The 22,244-nt window shown below is 68.3% G+C and carries 14 protein-coding genes; 6 read left to right on the top strand and 8 right to left on the bottom strand.

The features are described 5' to 3' along the window. Positions 1 to 102: 102 nt before the first annotated feature. The 8 genes from leuC to GGR13_RS11810 form a co-directional block, all read right to left on the bottom strand. Positions 103 to 1,518 carry a 3-isopropylmalate dehydratase large subunit gene (gene leuC, locus GGR13_RS11845; protein ID WP_183213760.1) on the bottom strand — a complete coding sequence of 472 codons (1,416 nt, stop codon included), beginning with the start codon at positions 1,516 to 1,518 and terminating at the stop codon, positions 103 to 105. 156 nt (positions 1,519 to 1,674) lie between these two features. After that, complete coding sequence (locus tag GGR13_RS11840; protein ID WP_183213759.1) at positions 1,675 to 2,889, bottom strand: 2-isopropylmalate synthase; 1,215 nt, start codon at positions 2,887 to 2,889, stop codon at positions 1,675 to 1,677. After that, complete coding sequence (locus GGR13_RS11835) at positions 2,886 to 3,158, bottom strand: ACT domain-containing protein (RefSeq protein WP_183213758.1); 273 nt, start codon at positions 3,156 to 3,158, stop codon at positions 2,886 to 2,888. The genes GGR13_RS11840 and GGR13_RS11835 overlap by 4 nt, the downstream gene beginning before the upstream one ends. Further along, entirely contained in the window at positions 3,158 to 4,870 is a 1,713-nt protein-coding gene (gene ilvG, locus GGR13_RS11830) for an acetolactate synthase 2 catalytic subunit (RefSeq protein WP_183213757.1), read from the bottom strand. Before ilvG ends, GGR13_RS11835 begins: the two co-directional genes overlap by 1 nt. A gap of 20 nt (positions 4,871 to 4,890) precedes the next feature. Next, entirely contained in the window at positions 4,891 to 5,901 is a 1,011-nt protein-coding gene (gene ilvC / locus GGR13_RS11825) for a ketol-acid reductoisomerase (RefSeq protein WP_183213756.1), read from the bottom strand. Between the two features lie 3 nt (positions 5,902 to 5,904). Further along, positions 5,905 to 7,644 (bottom strand): dihydroxy-acid dehydratase, encoded by a 1,740-nt coding sequence (gene ilvD, locus GGR13_RS11820; protein ID WP_183213755.1) that lies wholly within the window; start codon positions 7,642 to 7,644, stop codon positions 5,905 to 5,907. Positions 7,645 to 7,741: 97 nt separating this feature from the next. Then, positions 7,742 to 7,894, bottom strand: a complete 153-nt coding sequence (locus tag GGR13_RS11815; protein WP_183213754.1) for a hypothetical protein — start codon at positions 7,892 to 7,894, stop codon at positions 7,742 to 7,744. A gap of 150 nt (positions 7,895 to 8,044) precedes the next feature. Continuing rightward, positions 8,045 to 8,611, bottom strand: a complete 567-nt coding sequence (locus GGR13_RS11810; protein ID WP_246347829.1) for a TetR/AcrR family transcriptional regulator — start codon at positions 8,609 to 8,611, stop codon at positions 8,045 to 8,047. 163 nt (positions 8,612 to 8,774) lie between these two features. Here GGR13_RS11810 and GGR13_RS11805 point away from each other — a divergent pair, with 163 nt between their 5' ends. From GGR13_RS11805 to GGR13_RS11780, 6 genes are all read left to right on the top strand, one after another. Next, the gene (locus tag GGR13_RS11805) at positions 8,775 to 9,989 is read left to right on the top strand and encodes an efflux RND transporter periplasmic adaptor subunit (protein WP_183213752.1); all 1,215 of its coding nucleotides are present in this window, start codon (positions 8,775 to 8,777) and stop codon (positions 9,987 to 9,989) included. A 4-nt stretch (positions 9,990 to 9,993) separates the two neighbouring features. Beyond that, positions 9,994 to 13,254 carry an efflux RND transporter permease subunit gene (locus GGR13_RS11800; RefSeq protein ID WP_183213751.1) on the top strand — a complete coding sequence of 1,087 codons (3,261 nt, stop codon included), beginning with the start codon at positions 9,994 to 9,996 and terminating at the stop codon, positions 13,252 to 13,254. Between the two features lies 1 nt (position 13,255). Beyond that, positions 13,256 to 14,707, top strand: a complete 1,452-nt coding sequence (locus tag GGR13_RS11795) for a TolC family protein (protein ID WP_183213750.1) — start codon at positions 13,256 to 13,258, stop codon at positions 14,705 to 14,707. Positions 14,708 to 14,856: 149 nt separating this feature from the next. Continuing rightward, positions 14,857 to 16,287, top strand: a complete 1,431-nt coding sequence (locus GGR13_RS11790; RefSeq protein ID WP_183213749.1) for an NAD(P)-dependent oxidoreductase — start codon at positions 14,857 to 14,859, stop codon at positions 16,285 to 16,287. 141 nt (positions 16,288 to 16,428) lie between these two features. After that, entirely contained in the window at positions 16,429 to 20,946 is a 4,518-nt protein-coding gene (gene gltB / locus GGR13_RS11785) for a glutamate synthase large subunit (protein WP_183213748.1), read from the top strand. Beyond that, positions 20,943 to 22,202, top strand: coding sequence for an ammonium transporter (locus GGR13_RS11780; RefSeq protein ID WP_183213747.1), 1,260 nt, complete (start codon positions 20,943 to 20,945; stop codon positions 22,200 to 22,202). The genes gltB and GGR13_RS11780 overlap by 4 nt, the downstream gene beginning before the upstream one ends. Positions 22,203 to 22,244: the final 42 nt, after the last annotated feature.

The raw sequence follows: 22,244 nt of genomic DNA, 5'->3' as shown, positions 1-22,244 counted from the left end.
TATCCGGGCCTGCGAGAAGACCGGGTGTCGCAGCGTCCCATTGAGAGGGTGCCTCCACCCCATCCCCGGCCCTTCCCCCTGCAGGGGAAGGGTGCACATTGGTCACGCATCCACGACCTCCCCCAGATACACGCGCGGATCGGTCAGGACGCCGGCGATCGCGCTGGCGGCGGCCGTGGCGGGGCTGGCGAGGATGGTGCGGGCCCCCTTGCCCTGGCGGCCTTCGAAATTGCGGTTCGAGGTCGAGACCGCCAGCTGGCCCGGCCCGACGACGTCGCCATTCATCGCAATACACATCGAACAGCCTGGGATGCGCCATTCGGCACCGGCCTCGGTGAAGACGTGATGCAGCCCTTCGGCCTCCGCATCGCGGCGCACGGCCTCGGAGCCCGGGACCACCAGCATGCGGACGCGCGGGTCGACCTTGCGGCCCCGCAGGACCTCGGCCGCCGCGCGCAGGTCGGGCAGACGACCGTTGGTGCAGCTGCCGATGAAGACCACGTCCACGGCCTGGGTGGTCGTCGTACCCCCGGCCTCGAACCCCATATAGGCCAGGGCCTTGCGGTCGCTGTCCGAGCGCGGCTGCGGCACGGGGGAGCCGATCGGAGCCCCGGCATCGGGCGTGGTGCCCCAGGTCGCCATCGGACGGATCGCCGAGCCGTCCAGCACGATCTCCTGATCGAACACCGCCCCGGCATCGCTGGCCAGGGCCAGCCATTCGGTCGCCAGGGCCTCATAGGCCGCGCCGTGCGGCACATGTTTGCGGCCTCGCAGCCAGTCGATGGTCACGGCATCCGGCGCGATCATCCCGGCCCGCGCACCCGCCTCTATCGACATGTTGCAGAGGGTCATCCGCCCTTCCATGTCGAGGCTGCGCACGGCCTGGCCGGCATATTCAATGACAAAGCCCGTGCCGCCGCCAAAGCCCAGTTCCGCGATCACGGCCAGGGCGACGTCCTTGCCCGACACGCCCGGTGCCAGGGTGCCGTCGACCGTGACCCGCATGGTCCTCGACCGGCGCTGCAACAGGCACTGGGTCGCCAGCACATGGCCGACCTCGGAGGTGCCGATACCAAAGGCCAGGGCTCCGAAAGCCCCGTGCGTGGCCGTATGGCTGTCGCCACAGACCACCGTCATGCCCGGCTGGGTCAGGCCCAGCTCCGGCCCCATGACATGGACGACGCCCCGGTCGGGCGAGCCCCATCCCGCCAGATCGATGCCATGCCGGGCACAGTTGGCCTCCAGCCGCTCGACCTGGGACCGGGCTTCGGCCGTCACATAGGGCCGCTCGCCATCGACCGCCGGCAGGGTCGGGGTCGAATGATCCAGCGTGGCAAAGGTGCGGTCGGGACGCCGCACCGTCCGGCCACGCGCCTCGATCTCGGTGAAGGCCTGCGGGCTGGTGACCTCATGGACCAGATGCAGGTCGACATACATCACGCCCGGGGTCGCCTCGGTCTCCGCCACCACGACGTGGCGGGACCAGACCTTCTCATACAGGGTGCGCGCGGACGTCATCAGTAACTCCGCTCATCCCGGCGAAAGCCGGGACCCAGTCCTGTCACAGCGCAGTGTGCGCCGGATGGCTGACCCGGTGAGCGGACACAAATCATACCGCCCAAAGCACCGGGGCCCGGCTTTCGCAGGGATGAGCGGAATTTGCGGGTCTGGAAATCACGCCGCTGCATGCGCCACCCGGCTCTGGGTCGCCTTGCAGATGGCGATCAATTCGGCGTCGTTGATCTCGCCGATGACGTCCGCCCGGGTCTTGAAGGCCGCAAAGGCCTCGGCCAGATGCGCGTCGGCCAGGGGCCAGCCCAGCACCTCGGCCCGCTTGGCGACCGCCGTCCGCCCGGAATGCTTGCCCAGCACGAAGAAGCTGCCCTCGAAACCCACGTCCTGCGGACGCATGATCTCGTAGGTCCGGGCGTCGGCGTACATGCCGTGCTGGTGGATGCCCGCCTCGTGGGCAAAGGCATTGATGCCGACGATCGCCTTGTTCCGGACGATCGGCGAATGGGTCACCTCGCTCAGGGCCCGGCTGGTCGAGACCAGACGGGTCGTGTCCACGCCGGTCGTGACGCCATAGCGTTCGGCGCGCACCTTCAGGGCCATGACCACCTCTTCCAGCGCGGCGTTGCCGGCGCGCTCGCCGATGCCGTTGATGGTGCTTTCGACCTGACGCACCCCGGCATCCACGGCCGCCAGGGAGTTGGCGACCGCCAGACCCAGGTCGTTGTGGCAGTGGGCCGAGAAGATCACATTGGGGAATCGCGGACGGATCCGGGCGATCAGGAACCGGTAAAGGGCGCCGATCTCGTCCGGCGTCGCATAGCCGACCGTGTCGGGCACGTTCAGGGTCGAGGCCCCGACCTCGCTGACGGCTTCCAGCACCTCGGCCAGGAACTCCGGCTCGGTCCGGATGGCATCCTCGGCGCTGAACTCGACGTCGTGGAAATGGGTCCGCGCGTACTGAACTGCCCGTACGGCCTGTGCCAGAACCTCGTCCGGCGTCATCCGCAGCTTGGCGGTCCGGTGGATCGGGCTGGTGCCGATGAAGACGTGGCAGCGTCGGCGCTTCGTGCCCCGCAGGGCGCGGTAGCTAGCGTCGATGTCGGCCTCGCTCGACCGCGACAGCGAGCAGAAGACCGGCCCGGAGTCGTCCTCGGCCATTTCACCGACCACGGCCCGGATACAGTCCTCGTCGCCGGGAGACGCGGCGGCAAAGCCGGCCTCCATGACGTCGACACCCAGGTCCTTGAGTGCCCGGCCCATGCGGACCTTGTCGGCGGGGGACATCGAAAAGCCCGGGGCCTGTTCGCCGTCGCGCATGGTGGTGTCAAAGATCACGACCCGGTTCGGGTCGCGGCCTACCTGGGGATCGGTCATGCCGCCACCTCGGTGCGATAGTCGCCGGTGAAGGCCGCGACCGGGCGGGACACGCGGGTCGCGCCGACCAGCTTGTCGATCTGGCGGCCCAGGTTTTCCATGCAGCGCCCGGCATCGCGGCCGCGCACCTTGATCTGCACCCGGCGGGTCTGGCCTTCGTCCGACAGGCTCATGCCGTCGATGTGAAAGCCCCGGCGCTCCACGAGACCGATGAGACGCTGAAGGGAGCCATCGGCCCGATCAATCTGGATATGGATGGTGTCGTTCATCACATGTCTCCTTCGAAGCGTGAGTCGCCGTGCATCATCTCGGCGTTGTTCTTGCCTGGCGGCACCAGCGGCCAGACGTTTTCCTTGGGGTCGATCAGGACGTGCATCAGGCAGGGCCCGCGCGCGTCCAGCAGCCGGGCGATCCCGTCGCTGACCTGGTCCCGGGCATCGACGCGGAACGCCTCGATCCCGAAGGCCTGGGCCACGACGACGAAGTCCGGATTGTCGGACAGATCGACCTCGGAATAGTTCTGCTCGAAGAACAGCTCCTGCCACTGGCGCACCAGTCCCAGGCTGGAGTTGTCCAGCAGCACGATCTTCAGGGCGATGCCGTAGCGCCGCAGCGTGGCCAGCTCCTGGATGTTCATCATGAAGCTGCCGTCGCCGGACACCGTCACGACATGGGCGTCCGGCCGGGCCAGCTTGGCCCCCATGCCGGCGGGCAGGCCATAGCCCATGGCCCCCAGACCACCCGAGGTCAGATGCGCCTCGGGCCGGGTGAAGGCACAGTGCTGGGCCACCCACATCTGGTGCTGGCCGACATCGCAGGCGGCGACGAAACTGTCCCCGGCCTGCAGCGACAGTTCGTTCAGCAGCGCCGGCGCATAGACCCCCTCACCCGGCGCGTCATAGCGATAGGCATTCGTGGCCGCGTTGCGGGTGCAGCGTTCGGCCCAGGGCTGGATGGCCAGCGGGCCCGGGTTCAGGGCCTCGATCCCGGCCTTCAGGTCACCGATGACCGGCACATGGGTCGCACGCAGTTTGCCGACCTCGGCCGGGTCGACATCGAAATGCACGACGCGGGCGAAGGGGGCGAACTCGTTCAGCTTGCCGGTCGCCCGGTCGTCGAACCGGGCGCCCAGGACGATCAGCAGGTCGCTTTCCTGCACCGCCTCATTGGCGGCGCGCGTGCCATGCATGCCCAGCATGCCCAGATAGCCGTGGGCATCGGTGCGCACCGAGCCCAGGGCGTTCAGGGTCGAGACGACGGGGATGCCCGTGCGCCCGGCCAGGTCGCGCAGCGCCTCGGTCGCGCCCGCGATCTTGACCCCGCCCCCGACGTACAGCAGCGGCCGCGCCGCCTGCCGGATCAGTGCCTCGGCCTCGGCGATGGCGGCCCAGTCCAGTTCCGCCGTCGTGTTCGGGATGGAGAAGCCATAGGGATCGGCCGTCATGCCGACCTGGACATCCTTGGGCAGGTCGACCAGCACGGGACCGGGACGGCCCGAGCGGGCCACGTGGAAGGCCTCCTCGATCACGGCGGGAACATCGGCCGGGTTCCGGACGATCCAGCTGTGCTTCACGATCGGCAGGGTGACGCCCAGGATGTCGATCTCCTGGAAGGCGTCGGTGCCCATGACGGCGGTGGAAACATTGCCGGTGATGCAGACCATCGGCACCGAATCCATCATCGCATTGGCGATGCCCGTGATCAGGTTGGTCGCACCAGGGCCGGACGTGGCCATACAGACCCCGACCTTGCCCGTCGCCCGGGCCCAGGCATCGGCGGCGAAGGCCGCGCCCTGTTCGTGTCGCACCAGGATGTGTTTCAGCGACGAGCCGGTCAGGGCGTCATAGACCGGCATGATGGCCCCGCCCGGATAACCGAACACCACCTCGACCCCCAGCCGTTCCAGCGTGGAGACGAGCAGCCGCGCGCCGCTCTGGGGAGCAGTGGCGGGAGCGTCCTTGAAGGCAGTGGCGACGGTCATCAGTCTGGCTCGGTTGTCGATCAGGCCGCTTCGGCGGTCTTGGGGGCGTGCAGCCAGGCCATGCGCTCGCGCAGACCGGCACCGACGACCTCGATCGGGTGATCGCTGTCGGCCTTGACCAGGGCGTCATAGGCCCCCTTGCCGGCTTCGTTCTCGGCGATCCATTCGCGGGCGAACTGGCCCGACTGGATCTCGGCCAGGATCTCGCGCATCCGCTCGCGGGTCTCGCCGTTGATGACGCGCGGGCCGGAGACGACCGAGCCCCATTTGGCGGTCTCGGAGATGAATTCGTTCATCTTGGTGATGCCGCCCTCGTAGAACAGGTCCACGATCAGCTTCAGCTCGTGCAGGCATTCGAAATAGGCGATCTCGGGCTGGTAGCCGGCCTCGACCAGGGTGCTGAAGCCGCCCATGACCAGTTCCTTGGCCCCGCCGCACAGGACGGCCTGTTCGCCGAACAGGTCGGTCTCGGTCTCTTCCCGGAAGCTGGTCTCCAGCAGGCCGCCGGTCGCGCCGCCGATGCCCTTGGCATAGCCCATGGCCCGGTCGCGGGCCTTGCCCGTGGCATCCTGCTCGACCGCGAACAGGGCTGGCACGCCGCGACCGCGCGCATACTCGCGGCGGACTAGATCCCCCGGTCCCTTGGGCGCGACCAGGATGACGTCCATGTCGGGGCGCGGCGCGACCCGGCCGTACAGGATCGAGAAGCCGTGGGCGAACAGGATGGCCGCACCCTTCTTGGCGTGCGGCTCGATGATGTCGCGATAGACCTGGGCCTGGGCCATGTCGGGCGTCAGAATGGCGATGATGTCGGCATTCCTGACCGCCTCGGCGGGCTCGGCGGTCGGAACGCCATCGGCCTGGGCGTGCTTCCAGCCCTTGCCGCCCTCGCGGACGCCGACGACCACGTCGTGGCCGCTGTCCTTCAGGTTCTGGGCGTGGGCCCGGCCCTGAGAGCCATAGCCGATGACGGCGATACGCTGTCCTGCGATGACGCCGGGGCGGATGTCTTCGTTGGTGTAGATTTCCATGGCTCAGGCTTCCTGACGGGCTTGGGTGGTCGCCGGCACCTGGGCGGGCGGCGGATTGGGGATGGTGACGGCACCCTGCGAGGCCGAGGCGACGCTGGCGCGGTATTTGGCAAAGACACCCGTGGCGGGGCTCAGCGGCGGGGCGACATGGTCGCGGCGACGCGCCACCAGATCGGCGGCGACGTCGATGCGGCGGTTGGTGACGTCGATGGTGATCCGGTCGCCGTCGCGGACCAGGGCGATCGGCCCCCCGACGGCGGCTTCCGGCGAGATGTGGCCGGCGACGAAGCCATAGCTGGCCCCCGAGAACCGGCCGTCGGTCAGCAGGGCGACGTTGACGACGCCGCGTCCCTTCAGGGCCGCCGTGACCTGCAGCATCTCGCGCATGCCGGGACCGCCGCGCGGTCCCTCGTAGCGGATGATGATCACATCGCCCTCGCCGACCGACCCGTCCTGGACGGCATGGAAGGCGTCTTCCTCGGAATCGAACACACAGGCCGGACCCTCGAACCGGTCGATGGCATGGCCCGCCAGCTTGATGATCGCGCCTTCGGGGGCCAGGTCCCCGTGGATAACCGCATAGGAGCCGCGCGCCATGACCGGAGCCTCGACCGTGGTCACGACCTGCTGGCCCGGGGCCTCTTCGGCCTCGGCGGCCTCGGCGAACAGGCTGCGGCCCGAGACGGTGGGCGCATTGACGATCTTGCCCGCCGCCGCCAGCCGCTGGGTCACCAGCCGCGTGCCGCCCGCGGCATACAGGTGCGAGGCCAGGAACCGGCCGCCGGGCTTCAGGTCGCAGATGACCGGAGCCTCGACACAGGCCTGGTGGCAGTCCTCGATGCCGAACTCGACCCCGGCCTCGGCGGCGATCGCGGTCAGGTGCATGACAGCGTTGGTCGAGCCGCCCGAGGCCGAGACGGCCACGGCGGCGTTCTTCAGCGAGGCGCGGGTGATGTATTTGCGGGCCGTGTCGCCGGCGAAGATGCGCTCGACGATCAGGCGGCCACAGCGCTCGCCCTCGGCGGCCTTGGCCGGATCGACGGCCGGGACGTCATTGGCCCCCATCGGGGACAGGCCCATCATCGACAGGGCCATGGCCATGGTGTTTGCCGTGAACTGACCACCACAGGCCCCGGCACCGGGGCAGGCTGCGCTTTCGACGGCCTTCAGCTGGTCATCATCGATCGTGCCGGCTCCGTGCGCACCGATGGCCTCGAACACCTCCTGGATCGAGATCTCGGCCGAGCCGATCCGGCCGGGCAGGATGGTCCCGCCATAATAGACCAGTCCCGGGATATCCATCCGGGCCAGGGCCATGGCGGCGGCCGGGATCGTCTTGTCACAGCCGACGATGCAGACGACGCCGTCCAGCTGGTGGCCCTGGACCGCCAGTTCGATCGAATCGGCGACCACCTCGCGGCTGATCAGCGAGGCCTTCATGCCCGGCGTGCCCATCGAGATGCCGTCCGTAACGACGATGGTGTTGAAGTCGATCGGGAAGCCGCCGGCCGCGATGATGCCGGCGCGAACATCCTTTGCCAGCCGGTCCAGATGCATGTTGCACGGCGTCACCGATGACCAGGTGTTGACCACCGCGACCATCGGCTTCTGGAAATCGGCATCGTCCATGCCCGCAGCCCGCAGATAGCTGCGAGCCGCGGCGCGGCTGGGTCCGGCGGTCACGACCGCGCTGCGTCGCTTGGGCGACGGGGCGGTGTCTTCCGGGGTGAAATCTTGCGTCATGACTTAACAGGGTCCGAGTGCGTGTTCGGACCGCGCGCAACAAAAAACCCGCTTCCTGTCGGGAGCGGGTGGCTGCGTGCGATCCTGAGTTTGGGGTTCAGGTTGCGTGCATCCACACCGCTCCGGAGAGCAGTCCAAGGAGTACGCTGAGAATAAGGGTGGTCAGGGCTGCGCTCGTCGCCTGCACGCGCTGGATGGCAACAGCCTTGGCTGTGCGAACCGATGGTCTGATGTCTTGGCGTTGGGTCACGACCCGCTCCTGATTGCGAGCGTCATTAAGCCAGACCTTGGTGCGTCGCACAACCCGGTTAGGGAAAATTCTTCCAATATTGCGCGAGATCACCTCTCACGGCGCAATTTCGATCCTTGCTCGCCCAGGCGGGCTTGAAAGTCGCGGCGATCAGCCGTCGATCAGCCCCTGCAGGGTGTCCGCCAACCATGCGCACATCGTCTCGCATTCCTCGGCATCGAAATCGAACCCGCCCGAGATGTCCCGGCTGACGCCCAGCCCCATCAGCACGCCCGTCAGAAGCCGGGCACGGACCAGCGCATTCCTGCCGCCGACCCATTCCGCGAACGGCGCATGAAAATTGTTCGACGACAGTTTCAGGATCGCTGCGGCCTTGGGCGACGAGGCCGATCGCAGCATGATCAGCAGCCAGCCCATCTTGCCCTCGTTCGGCTCGCCATAAACCAGTTCATGGGCCATGCGCCGACCGAAGTCGGCTCGGTCGCCGTCCATCAGGTCCGAACCCTTGCCGCAGTTGTCCAGCACGGCGAGAAAGAGGTCTTCCTTCGAGCCGAAATAGCGCGAGATCAGGGCGGCATCGACACCCACGTCTCCGGCAACATCGCGCATCCCGACCTGTTCATAGGTCTCCGCCATGAAGCGGCGACTGGCGGCGTCCAGAATAGCGGCGCGTGTCGCCGCGGCATTCCGCGGTCGGCTGCAAAGCTCGAAACCCAATGTGATCTCCCGACTGCCCCAAGGGCTCTTATGCATATGTCATCACGCGTTGACAACCGGACGGTCGATCACCTAGATGTCATCAGGCGATGACCTGCGGCTCCTCCCCCGTTGCCCGGACCGTCGTTGACAGGGATTTTGCCCTTATCGGGAGAGTGCGCAGATGCGCAGGCTGAAACTGGTTGCCGTGTCCGTCCTCGTGACGGGCGCGCTTTATGGCTGTTCGCAGGGAGCCGAGGCGCAAGGGCCGCCGCCCGCTGCCGCCGTCACGGTCGCCGTGCCGCTGGCCGAGCGGATCGTAGACCAGGACGAGTTCACAGGCCGGTTCGAGGCCACCCAGACCGCAGAGGTCCGCGCCCGGGTCGGCGGCTATATCCAGGCCGTCCATTTCCGCGATGGTGACTTCGTCCGCCGCGGCCAGCTGCTGTTCACCCTCGATCCGCGCCCGGCCCAGGCCGAGGTCGCATCGGCCCGCGCCGCCCTGACCCAGGCCCAGGCCCAGCTGAACCTGGCGCGTACCAATCTGACCCGTTCGCAGGGGCTTCTGGCCAGCCAGGCCGTTTCCCAGGCCGAGGTCGACACCAATGCCGGAGCCGTCGAGGCGGCCCAGGCCCAGGTGGCGTCGGCCCAGGCCGCGCTGCGGACTGCCAGCCTGAACCTGGAGTTCACCCGCGTCGTCGCCCCCCTGTCCGGGCGTGTGTCGGACCGTCGGGTCGATGCCGGCAACGTCGTGGCGGGCGGCTCGTCCGCCGGCGACATCCTGACCACCGTGGTCTCGTCCAGCCCCATCCATTTCGTCTTCGAAGGCTCTGAATCCCTGCTGCTGAAATACCAGCGCGAGGCCCGCACGGGCTCGTCTGCGCCGGTCCAGATCCGGCTGCAGGACGAGGCCGGCTATTCCCGCTCGGGCACGCTGGACTTCACCGACAATGCCATCGACGCCGCGTCCGGCACGATCCGTCTGCGCGCCATCATCGCCAATGCCGACGGCTTCCTGAAGCCGGGCATGTTCGGCCAGGCCCGGGTTGCGGGCTCGGCCGCCTATGACGCCCTGCTGATCCCGGACGCCGCCGTCGGCACCGACCAGGCCCGTCGCGTGGTCCAGGTCGTCGCCGCCGATGGTTCGGTCACGCCCAAGCCCGTGCAACTCGGGCCGCTGGTCGACGGCCTGCGGGTGGTCCGTTCGGGCCTCGCCCCCACCGACCGCGTGATCATCTCCGGCGCGCAGCGGGCCATGCCCGGCATGAAGGTCCAGCCGACCACCGGCCGGATTACCCGTGCGCCGCGACAGGACCAGGTCCCGACCACGATCGCGCCGCCAGCGGCCACCGCGACCTCGGTCAGCGCCCTGTCCGCCTCCGTGGCCACGGGCGACTGAGACCATGAACATCTCGCGCTTCTTCATCGACCGGCCGATCTTCGCGGCCGTGATCGCGGTCTTCATCACCCTGATCGGGGTCTTCGCCTATCCGCTGCTGCCGCTGTCGCAGTATCCGGAGATCGCGCCGCCGACGATCACCATCAATACCGCCTATGCCGGGGCCTCGGCCGAGACCCTGGCCGAGACCGTCGCCGCCCCGATCGAGCAGGAGGTCAATGGCGTCGAGGGGATGCTGTATCTCCAGTCGTCCTCGACCTCCGACGGGGCGGTCTCGATCACCGTCACCTTCCAGCCCGGCACCAATCTGGATGATGCCCAGGTGCTGGTCCAGAACCGGGTCGCCCTCGCCGAACCGCGCCTGCCCGAACAGGTGCGCCAGGTCGGCGTCGTCGTGAACAAGCAGGAGAGCGGCTTCCTGATGATCCTGGGCCTGACGTCACCCGACGGCAGCCTGAACAACGACTATGTCGGCAACTATGCCAATGCCACCCTGCGCGACCGCCTGCTCCGGCTCGAGGGGGTCGGCAACGTCACCATCTTCGGCGGTGGCAACTATTCGATGCGGGTCTGGATCGACCCGGCCAAGGCGGCTGCCCGCGGCCTGAACGCATCGGACATCACCACCGCCCTGCAGACCCAGAACATCCAGGCCGCCGCCGGCTCGATCGGCCAGCCACCCTTTGCCACCAATGCCTCGGCCTTCCAGCAGCCGATCCAGGTCCAGGGTCGCCTGTCGACCCCGGAGGAATTCTCCGAGATCGTCGTCAAGACCGATGCCGAAGGTCGCGTGACCCGCATCCGCGACGTGGCCCGCGTCGAGCTGGGGGCCCAGGACTATGGCATCCGCGGCTTCTTCGACGGCCAGCGCGGCGTCGGCATTGCCATCGTCCAGCAGCCCGGTGCCAATGCGCTTGGAACGGCTGACCGTGTCCTCGCCGAGGTCGAGGCCCTGAAGACCGAACTGCCCCAGGGCATGGCCATCTCCGTCCCGTACAACCCCACCGAATTCGTCGCCAAGTCGGTCGAGTCCGTCCAGCACACCCTGATCGAGGCGGTGATTCTGGTCGTGCTGGTGGTGCTGATCTTCCTGCAGTCCTGGCGCGCCGCCATCATTCCGATCGTGGCCATTCCGATCGCCCTGGTGGCCACCTTCGCCGTGCAGCTGGCACTCGGATATTCGATCAACTCCCTGTCGCTGCTGGCCCTCGTGCTGGCAGTCGGGATCGTGGTCGATGATGCCATCGTCGTGGTCGAGAACGTCGAACGCTATATCGAACAGGGACTCAGTCCGAGGGACGCTGCCTACAAGTCGATGCAGGAGGTTTCCGGAGCGCTGATCGCCATCGGTCTGGTGCTGGTGGCCGTGTTCATTCCGACCATGTTCGTGCCCGGAATTCCCGGCATCTTCTATCGCCAGTTTGCCGTGACAATCGCCGCCGCCACCGTGGTGTCGCTGTTCGTGTCCCTGACCCTGTCGCCCGCCATGGCCGCCCTGCTGCTCAAGCCGCACAAGGTCCATGACGAGGATGCGCCACGCAAGAAGGGCCTGCTGAGCACCGCCAAATACTATGGCGGATGGGCCGGCCGTAAGTTCAACGAGGGCTTTGACTGGTTGTCCGACCGCTACGGCCGCCTGACGGCACGCCTGGTGCGTACCGTGATGATGGTGCTGATCGTCTATGTCGGCCTGCTCGGCCTGACGGCCTGGCGACTGGTCGACACCCCGTCCGGCTTCATTCCGGACCAGGACCAGGGCTTCCTGATCGGTGTCATCCAGCTTCCAGCCGGCGCCTCGCTCGAGCGGACCGAGGCGGTCATGGCCCAGACCAGCGACATCATCCGCAAGACCGAGGGTGTCGACGGCACCGTGGCCTTTGCCGGTCTCGACGGCTCCAGCTTCTCGTTCGGTTCAAATGCCGCGACCATCTTCATCCGCCTGAGCGACTTCGAGGAGCGCGAGACGGCCGCCGCAGCCCTGGCAGGATCGATCACCGGCTCGGTGTCGGGCATCCAGGACGCCAACATCTTCGTCATCGCTCCGCCCTCGATCCAGGGACTGGGCAATGGCAACGGCTTCGTGATGATGATCAAGGACACGGGTGCCCAGGGCTATGGCGCGCTCGAAGGGGCCACCTTCGCCATGATGGGGGCCGCGGCCCAGGCTCCGGATCAGGTCCAGCAGGTGTTCTCGACCTACAACACCGGCTCGCCGCGCGTGAATGCCGATGTCGATCGCGACCGGGCCCTGATGATGGGGGTCCAGCCCAACGACGTCTTCTCGACGCTGGGCATCTATCTCGGTTCGTCCTACGTCAACGACTTCAACCTGCTGGGCCGCACCTTCCGGGTCACGGCCCAGGCCGAGCCCGCCTATCGCGACGACCTGGCCGACATCGGCAACCTGAAGGTCCGGGCCGCATCCGGGGCCATGGTGCCGATCGGCTCGGTCGCGACCATCAGCGAGACCTCCGGGCCGTCGCGGATCGTGCGCTACAACCTGTCCCCGGCCTCCGAGCTTCAGGGACAGGGGGCTGCGGGCGTGTCTTCGGGCCAGGCGCTGGCCTCCATGGAGGCGCTCGCCCAGCAGGCCCTGCCCCCCGGCTTCACCTATGAGTGGACGGGTCTGGCCTATCAGGAGAAGACCGCGTCCGGCGGCGCGACGATCATCTTCGTCATCGCCGTCCTGCTGGTCTTCCTGGTCCTGGCCGCCCAGTACGAGGCCTTCACCCTGCCGCTGGCCGTGATCCTGATCGTGCCCATGTGTCTTCTGGCGGCCATGCTGGGGGTCAATGCGCTCGGACTGGACAACAACATCCTGGTCCAGGTCGGGCTGGTGGTGCTGATCGCCCTGGCCGCCAAGAACGCCATCCTGATCGTGGAGTTCGCCAAACAGCAGGAAGAACACGGCCTCGATCGCTGGGACGCCGCCGTCGCCGCGGCCCGTATCCGTCTGCGGCCCATCCTGATGACCTCGTTCGCCTTCATCCTCGGCGTGCTGCCTCTGGTGCTGGCCGACGGCCCGGGTGCCGAGATGCGCCAGTCGCTGGGCGCAGCCGTGTTCTTCGGCATGATCGGTGTGACCGTCTTCGGCCTGCTGTTCACCCCGGTCTTCTATGTGATCTGCCGGGGTCTGGCGGCGCGCCTGCCGCACGAGCCCCGGACCGGCGACACGGGCCCGACCGACGCCGGTCACGCTCCCTATCCGCAAGACCCCAACCAGCCGCTGCCCGCGGGATCCGCCCCGCGCGCAGGAGACGCCTGACATGACCCGTTCCGACTCGCTAAGGTTCCTGACCCTCGCCTCGGCCGCAGCCCTGCTGTCGGCGTGTGCGGTCGGGCCGAAGGCTCCCGATGCCCTGATCCCCCCGTCGGCGACGGGCCCCTTTGCCAGCGCCGGCCTGCCCGTCGCCAGCGGGGTCGTCACCACCGATCCCGCGCGTGACGACTGGTGGCGGCTCTATGCCGATCCGACCCTCGACGGTCTGGTGAGCCAGGCCTTCGCCAACAACAACCAGCTGGAGTCGGCGGCCGCCAACCTGAGGGCGGTCAGGGCCTCCCTGTCCGAGGCCCGCGCCAGCCGGCTTCCGACCACCAATGCGTCGGGCGGCTACAGCTATGGCCGGTCGTCATCCGCCACCTTTGCCGCCTCGGGCGCACCCGCGTCGGGCGAGCCGCTTGACGAGGTCGAGACCTATGACGTGGGTCTGGATGTGTCCTACGAGGTCGACCTGTTCGGCCGTGTCGGGTCGTCGATCCGCGCCGCCCGTGCCGATGCCGATGCGGCGGCCGCCGCCCTGGACGTGGTTCGGGTCACGGTCGCGGCCGAGACCGCCCGGGCCTATGCCGATGCCTGTTCCGCCAATGCCCAGATCGCGGTGGCCCAGACCAATATTGATCTCCAGACCCGCACCGTCGACCTGACCCAGCGCCTGCTCGAGGGCGGAGCGGGGACCGGTCTCGACACCGCCCGCGCGCGCTCTGCCCTCGCCTCGACCCGGGCCAGCCTGCAGACCCTGCAGGCCGCCCGCGACGAGGCCCTGTTCCGTCTGGCGACCCTGACAGGAACCACTCCTTCACAGGCCAGCGAGGCCGCGCGCCAGTGCCAGCGACCGCCGCAACTGGCCCAGCCCGTCCCGATCGGAGACGGTGCCGCGCTGCTGGCCCGTCGTCCGGATGTGCGTCAGGCAGAGCGCAACCTCGCCGCCGCCGCCGCAAGGGTGAATGTCGCGACGGCCTCGCTCTATCCGACCATCAGCCTGGGCGGGTCGCTCGGCTCGACGGCCCTCAGCGCCGGTGACCTTGGCGACGACACGTCCTTCCGGTTTAGCGTCGGCCCGCTGATCAGCTGGTCCTTCCCCAACATTGCCGTCGCCCGCGCCCGGATCGCCCAGACCGGGGCGCTCACCGACGCGGCCCTGGCCGACTTCGATCAGGCCGTGCTGGTGGCACTGCAGGAGACCGAGACGGCCCTGACGCAATATGCCAACGAACTGGACCGCCGCGCCGCCCTGACCGAGGCTCGCGACCAGGCCGCGACCGCCGCGCGACTGTCGCGCCTGCGCTTCGACGCCGGCGCCGACAGCTTCCTGACGGTCCTGGACGCCGAGCGCACCCTGGCCAGCGCCGATGCCCAGCTGGCTTCATCGGATGCCCTGGTGACCACCTACCAGATCGCCCTGTTCAAGGCCCTCGCCGGAGGGTGGGACCAGGGCTGACGTCAGGCGCTTGCCCCGACTGCGCGTCGAAATCACGCATCGTGCGCACTTCGGACTGAAATCGGCAAATTCGTGCTTTCCGTCGACCGCTCAGGCGCGTTGCGTGGAAACCATTTGCTCATAAGTCCGTTTTTGGCTTTTATGTTGCCATGCAACACAAAGGCCCATCCGGACCTCAAGGGTTCGTCGTTCAGCCACGCCGTCTTCCCAAGACGGACGCGTCCTTGCGCGTGCAGGATTTCGGCGAGATTATCGTCCCGCCGACGACGACGAATATCGAGGTGCAGGCCGGTCGCTGCACCGACTGCGGCGTGCCCTTCTGCCAGACCGGCTGCCCGCTGCAGAACAACATTCCAGACTGGCTGGGCCTGTCGGCCGAGGACGAACTGCGCGAGGCCTGGCGCATGGCGTCGGCCACATCGACCATGCCGGAAATCTGTGGTCGCATCTGTCCGCAGGACCGGCTGTGCGAAGGCGCCTGCACCCTGCACCAGTCGGGCTGGGAAGCCGTCACCATCGGCTCGGTCGAGGCCTTCATCGGCGACACCGCCTTCGACAATGGCTGGGTCGAGCCGATCCGCCCGGCCCATGAGCGGGGCGAGAGCGTCGGCATCGTCGGGGCCGGTCCGGCCGGCATGGCCGCCGCCGACCGGCTGCGCGAGCAGGGCTATCAGGTCACGGTCTACGACCGCCATGACCGTCCCGGCGGCCTGCTGACCTATGGCATTCCCGGCTTCAAGCTCGAGAAGCGGGTGGTCCAGCGCCGGGTCGATCGCCTGATTGACGGCGGCGTGACCTTTGTGTCCAACTGCAATGTCGGCGTGGACGTGACGCTCGAGACCCTGCGTGAACGCCATGACGCGGTGCTGCTGGCCATGGGCGTCTATCAGGCCCGGGCCCTGTCGGTGCCCGGCGGAGGCCCCGGCGACACCATCCGCGCGCTCGACTATCTGACGCACCAGAACCGCCGCGACCTGTCGGATCCCGAAGGCGAGGGCTGGTATCATGCGAAGGGCCGTCGCGTGGTCGTGGTCGGTGGCGGCGATACCGCCATGGACTGTGTCCGCACCGCCATCCGCCAGGGGGCCGCCGAGGTCGTCTGCCTGTACCGTCGCGACCGCGAGAACATGCCCGGCTCGGCCCGCGAGGTCCTGAATGCCGAGGAAGAAGGCATCCGCTTCGAATGGCTGGGCGCGCCCAAGGCCCTGCTGTCCAAGGGCGGGGCGGTCACGGCCGTCCGGGCAGCGCGCATGGCGCTATCCGAACCCGTCTTCGGCAGGCGTCGCGAGATCGTGCCGGTCCCCGGCGGTGATTTCGACCTCGCTGCCGACATGGTCATCGAGGCCCTGGGCTTCGAGCCCGAGGCCTTTGCCGACCACCACCCCGACCTCGCCCTCACGGACTGGAATACGGTTGCCGTGGCTCCTCGCAGCGCCGCCACCTCCCTGCCCGGCGTCTTCGCGGCCGGTGACGCCGTGCGCGGTGCCTCGCTGGTGGTCTGGGCCGTGCGCGACGGTCAGGAGGCTGCAGCCGAGATCGACCGCTACCTCAAGGCCCGCATTCTGGAGCAGGCCGCATGACCCCCTTTCCCTATTCCGCTCATCCCGGCGAAAGCCGGGACCCAGTCCTTTTCCCTGCTCTGCCGTCCTCGACAAACCCAAAGCACTGGGTCCCGGCTTTCGCCGGGATGAGCGGGATAAGTGGATCGAGACACACCTGAAATGACCTGGCTGACCAAGTATAATGATGACCGCCAGCGTCTGATCGACGCCCATGCCTATCAGCCGGCCTCCGAGAAGGACGCCTGCGGGGTCGGCCTCGTCGCCGCCATCGACGGCAAGCCGCGCCGCGAAGTGGTCGAACTGGCCATCCGGTCGCTGAAGAATGTCGCCCACCGCGGTGCCGTGGATCCCGACGGCCTGTCCGGCGACGGGGCCGGCATCATGGTCGAGGCCCCCCAGGCCTTCTTTGCCGAACAGGTCCGGGTCATCGGCCAGGCCCTGCGGCCCGGCCCCATCGCCATCGGCCAGATCTTCCTGCCGCGCACCGACCTGGGGGCCCAGGACCGGGCTCGCGCCATCGTCGAGACCGAGGTCCTGCGCGCAGGCTTCTTCATCTATGGCTGGCGCCAGACCCCGATCGACCTGCGCGTGGTCGGCTCCAAGGCCGATGCCACCCGGCCCGAGATCGAACAGATCATGCTGGCCGCCCCCGCCGACCTCGCCGGGTCCGACGATGGCGAGGCGCTGGAGCGCGAACTCTATCTGGTCCGTCGCCGGATCGAGCGCGCGGTGATCGCCGAGAGCGTGCCCGGCTTCTACATCTGCTCCCTGTCGGCCCGGTCGCTGATCTACAAGGGGATGGTCCGCGCCGAGCTTCTGGACCAGCTGTATCCCGACCTGCTGGACCCGACTTTCGAGGCCGCCTACGCCATCTTCCACCAGCGGTATTCGACCAACACCTTCCCCGAATGGCGGCTGGCCCAGCCGTTCCGGATGCTGGCCCACAACGGCGAGATCAACACGCTGAAGGGCAATCTGAACTGGATGCGGTCGCACGAGATCCGCATGACGGCCCAGGCGTTCGGCGACCATGACGAGGACGTCAAGCCGGTAGTCCAGCCGGGTGGCTCCGACAGCGCCTCGCTGGACAATGTGTTCGAGGTTCTGGTCCGCGCCGGGCGTCCGGCACCGATGGCCAAGGCCCTGCTGATCCCCGAGGCCTGGGCCAAGGACGAGGGCCTGATGAAGCCCGAGCACCGGGCCCTCTATGCCTATTGCAATGCCGTGATGGAGCCGTGGGACGGCCCCGCGGCCATCTGCGCCACCGACGGTCGCTGGATCGTCTGCGGCAAGGACCGCAACGGCCTGCGCCCGCTGCGCGCCATGGAGACCCACGACGGCCTGCTGCTGGCCGGGTCCGAGGCGGGTCTGGCCGGACTGCCGGACAGCCGCATCAAGCGCCGCCTGCCGATCGGGCCGGGCCGGATGATCGTGGCCGACCTGCGCAACGGCATCCTGCTGGACGAGGCCGAGGCCATCGATGCCCTGGCGGCAGACCATCCGTACACGGAGTGGCTGGAGAACATGGTCGATCTGGAGCCCCTGATCGGCCCCGGACCCGAGCCCCGCGCCGCCACCGGCGAGGCCCTGACCCGGCGCCAGATCGCGGCGGGCTTCAGCCGCGAAGACCTCGACATGCTGCTTGACCCGTTGATCGTCGACGGCAAGGAGGCCGTCGGGTCCATGGGCGACGACACGCCGCCCGCCGTCCTGTCGACCCTGCCGCGTCCGCTGGCCCACTATTTCCGCCAGAATTTCTCGCAGGTGACCAACCCGCCGATCGACCCCCTGCGTGAAGCCGGGGCGATGAGCCTCAAGACCCGGTTCAAGAACCTGGGCAATATCCTCGCCGAGGAAGAGGCCCAGACGAACGTCTTCGTCCTCGACAGCCCGATCCTGACCACCGGCATGTACGAGCGGATGCTGGGCGTCGTCGGCGCCGGGACCACGGTGACGATCGATTGTTCCTATCCCCTTCCCGCCGAGGTCGACCGCCCCGGTGCCGGACTGCGCGCGGCCATCGACCGTATCCAGCTCGAGGCCGAAACCGCCGTCCGTGAAGGCTCAGGCCTGGTCGTCCTGACCGACGAACGCGCGTCGGAGGACCGGATCACCATCCCGATGATCATCGCCACGGCGGCGGTTCATCTGCGGCTGACCGACCGCGGCCTGCGCAGCTTCGTCTCCATCGTGGTGCGTTCGTCCGAGGCGCTGGAGCCGCACGGCGTGGCCGTTCTGGTCGGAGTCGGGGCGACCGCCGTGAACCCCTGGCTGGCGCAGGAGATGTTCCAGGAACGTCTCGATCGCGGGGCCTATCCGGGCCTGTCGCTGCGCGACGCCTGCCTGAACTACAAGGCCGGTCTCGAGGCCGGCCTGATGAAGACCCTGGCGCGCAAGGGGATCAGCGTCATCTCCGCCTATCGCGGCGGCTGCGAGTTCGAGGTCCTGGGCCTGTCGCGGGCCCTGACAGCGGAGTTCTTCCCCGGTGCCCCGTCGCGCATCTCGGGCATCGGCCTGGCCGGTCTGGAGCAGCAGGCGATGCGCCGCCATGCTGCCGCCTGGATCGACGCCGCCCCTTCGCCGGCGATCGGTGGCTTCTTCCGCATCCGTGCGGGCCAGGAAGCCCACGCCCACGATGCCCGGACTATCCACCTGCTGCAGGACGCCTGCAATCGCGGCGACTACAAGCGCTTCAAACAGTATTCAGAAGCCATCCGCGACCAGCCGGACCTCGCCCCGCGCGACCTGCTGGACTGGCGCGAGCGCCTGACTCCCGTCCCGGTGCACGAGGTCGAGAGTGTCTCCGACATCCGCAAGCGCTTCCTGACGCCCGGCATGTCGCTGGGGGCCCTGTCACCCGAGGCACACGGCGTGCTGAACGTGGCCATGAACCGGATCGGTGCCCGCTCGGTCTCCGGCGAGGGCGGCGAGGACCCGGACCGCTACGCCACCCGTCCGGACGGCGATAACATGAACTCGGCGGTCAAGCAGATCGCCTCGGGCCGGTTTGGCGTCACCGCCGAATATCTGAACCAGTGCCGCGAGATCGAGATCAAGATCGCCCAGGGGGCCAAGCCCGGCGAGGGCGGCCAGCTGCCCGGGTTCAAGGTCACCGAATTCATCGCCCGGATGCGGCATTCGACGGTCGGCACGACGCTGATCTCGCCGCCGCCGCACCACGATATCTATTCGATCGAGGACCTGGCCCAGCTTATCTATGACCTGAAGCAGATCAATCCGGACGCGCGCGTCACGGTGAAACTGGTCAGTGCTTCGGGCATCGGGGCCATCGCCTCGGGTGTGGCCAAGGCCAAGGCCGACTGCATCCTGATCGCCGGGCACAATGGCGGCACCGGGGCCTCGCCCCAGTCCTCGATCAAGCACGCGGGCCTGCCGTGGGAGATCGGCCTGGCCGAGACCCATCAGGTCCTCAGCCTGAACAACCTGCGCAGCCATGTCGTGGTCCGAGCCGACGGCGGCATGCGCACCGGCCGCGACATCGTCATCGCCGCCATCCTCGGGGCCGAAGAGTTCAACATCGGCACCGCCTCGCTGATCGCCATGGGCTGTCTGATGGTGCGCCAGTGCCATTCCAACACCTGCCCGGTCGGCGTCTGTTCCCAGGACCCGCGCCTGCGCGAGAAGTTCACGGGCACGGCGGACAAGGTCGTGAACCTGTTCTCCTTCATCGCCGAGGAAGTCCGCGAATACCTGGCCATGCTGGGAGCCCGGTCGCTGGACGAGATCGTCGGCCGGACCGACCTGCTGCGTCAGGTGCGGCGCGGGGGCGTGCATCTGGACGACCTCGACCTCAACCCCCTGCTGGTCAGGGTCGAGGCCTCCGAGAAGAAGCTGTGGGCCGAGAAGGGCCGCGCGGCGGTGCCGGAAACGCTGGACGCCCGCGTCCTCAACGATGCCTGGGCCTTCCTCGACCGGGGCCAGACGTCGGAGCTGACCTATCCGATCTCCAATGTCATGCGCACCATCGGCGCGGCGGTCTCGTCGGCCATCGTGCGGCGCTGGGGCTCGACCGGCCCGACCGGCGTCCTGACCCTGCGGCTGAACGGTTCGGCCGGCCAGTCCTTCGGGGCCTTCGGAGCCAAGGGGCTCAAGCTGGAACTGACCGGCGAGGCCAATGACTATGTCGGCAAGGGCCTGTCCGGTGCCGATATCGTGGTCAAGCCGGTCGAATGGCGCGAGCACCAGCCCGCAATCGGCAACACCACCCTGTATGGCGCGACATCGGGCCGGCTGTTCGTGGCGGGCTCGGCGGGCGAGCGTTTCGCCGTCCGCAACTCCGGAGCCCATGCCGTGGTCGAGGGTCTGGGGGCCCATGGCTGCGAATACATGACCGGCGGCTGCGTCGTCGTTCTGGGTCCGGTCGGCTGGAATCTGGCAGCCGGCATGAGCGGCGGCGAGCTGTTCGTGCTCGGGACCCCGGACCGGGTCGCCCTGGCCCTGAATGGCGATCTGGCCTCGATCGCAGCCGTGACGCCCGAGGCGGCCGACCGGCTGCAGGCCCTCGTCGAGGCCCATCTGAAGGCGACCGGTTCACCGCTGGCCAGCCGCTTGCTGAGCGACTGGAGCGACAGCGTCCTGCGCTTCGTCCGCGTCGTCCCAACCCCCGTGGCCCGGGCAGAGAAGGCTGCTGAACCGATCGAGGCCGTCCCGGCATGACCACCGCCGCCGCTCCCGAACTGCTTGCCCATCAGGCAGCGCTGGTCCTGAACGAGGCCTCGACCGGCTGGATTCTGACGTCCACGGCGCTGGTGCTGCTGATGACCCTGCCGGGTCTGGCGCTGTTCTACGGCGGCATGGTCCGCAAGAAGAACGTCATCGCGACCATCGCCCATTCAACAGCGGCGCTGGCCATCGTGACCGTGCTCTGGTTCCTGGTGGGGTACAGCCTGTCGTTCGGGACCAGCGGGCCGGCGACCAATCCCTTCATCGGCGGGCTGCAGGCCGTCTTCCTTGATGGCGTCCGGATCGACACGGCCCACAGCCTCGCGCCCGGCCTGCCCGAGTTCCTGTGGATCGCCTATCAGCTGACCTTTGCCATCATCACCCCGGCCCTGATCGCCGGGGCCTTTGCCGAGCGGATGAAGTTTTCCGCGACCCTGCTGTTCTTCGCCCTGTGGCATCTGATCGTCTATGTGCCCATCGCGCACCAGGTCTGGGGTGGCGGCTTCCTCGGGGCCATGGGCGTGCTGGATTTCGCGGGCGGAGCCGTGGTCCATGTCAATGCCGGCGTCGCCGGTCTGGTCTGCGCCCTCGTGCTGGGCCCGCGCCACGGCTTCGGTCGGGACAATATGGCCCCCGGCAACCTGGCCTATACGGCCATCGGCACCGGCCTGCTGTTCGTCGGCTGGATCGGCTTCAACGCCGGTTCGGCCTGGGCTGCGGACGGCATCGCCGCCGTCGCCGCCCTGAACACCATCCTCGCTGCCGCCACGGCGGCGCTGGGCTGGATGTTCATCGAGTGGATCGACCGCAAGCGCCCGACCCTGCTGGGCCTGCTGTCCGGCATCGTCGGGGGACTGGTCGCCATCACTCCCGCCGCAGGGCTGGTCGACCCCAAGGGGGCCTTCTTCATCGGCCTGATCGGCGGCCCGGCCTGCTATGCGGGCGCCGTCTGGCTGAAGCGCTGGCTGCGGTATGACGACACCCTCGACGCCTGGGGCATCCATGGCATCGGCGGCATCGTCGGGGCCTTGCTGACCGGCGTCTTCGCCAATGCGGCCATCAATGGCGTGGCGGACGGGGCCACCGTCCTGAAACAGGCCCTGGGTCTGCTCTCCGTCATCGCCTGGAGCGCGATCGGGACCTTCCTGATCCTGATGATCTGCAAATTCACGGTCGGCCTGCGCGTCAGCAAGGAGTCCGAGATCGAGGGCCTCGACTATTCGGAGCACGGCGAGACCATCCACGGCTAGGCTGGCGGTTGACGCCACCCCCCGGTGCAGGCTCCATGCGGC

This window comes from Brevundimonas variabilis (assembly GCF_014199945.1).
In the GTDB taxonomy this organism is placed as follows: domain Bacteria; phylum Pseudomonadota; class Alphaproteobacteria; order Caulobacterales; family Caulobacteraceae; genus Brevundimonas; species Brevundimonas variabilis.
This window is presented reverse-complemented; position numbering and strand designations above follow the sequence as displayed.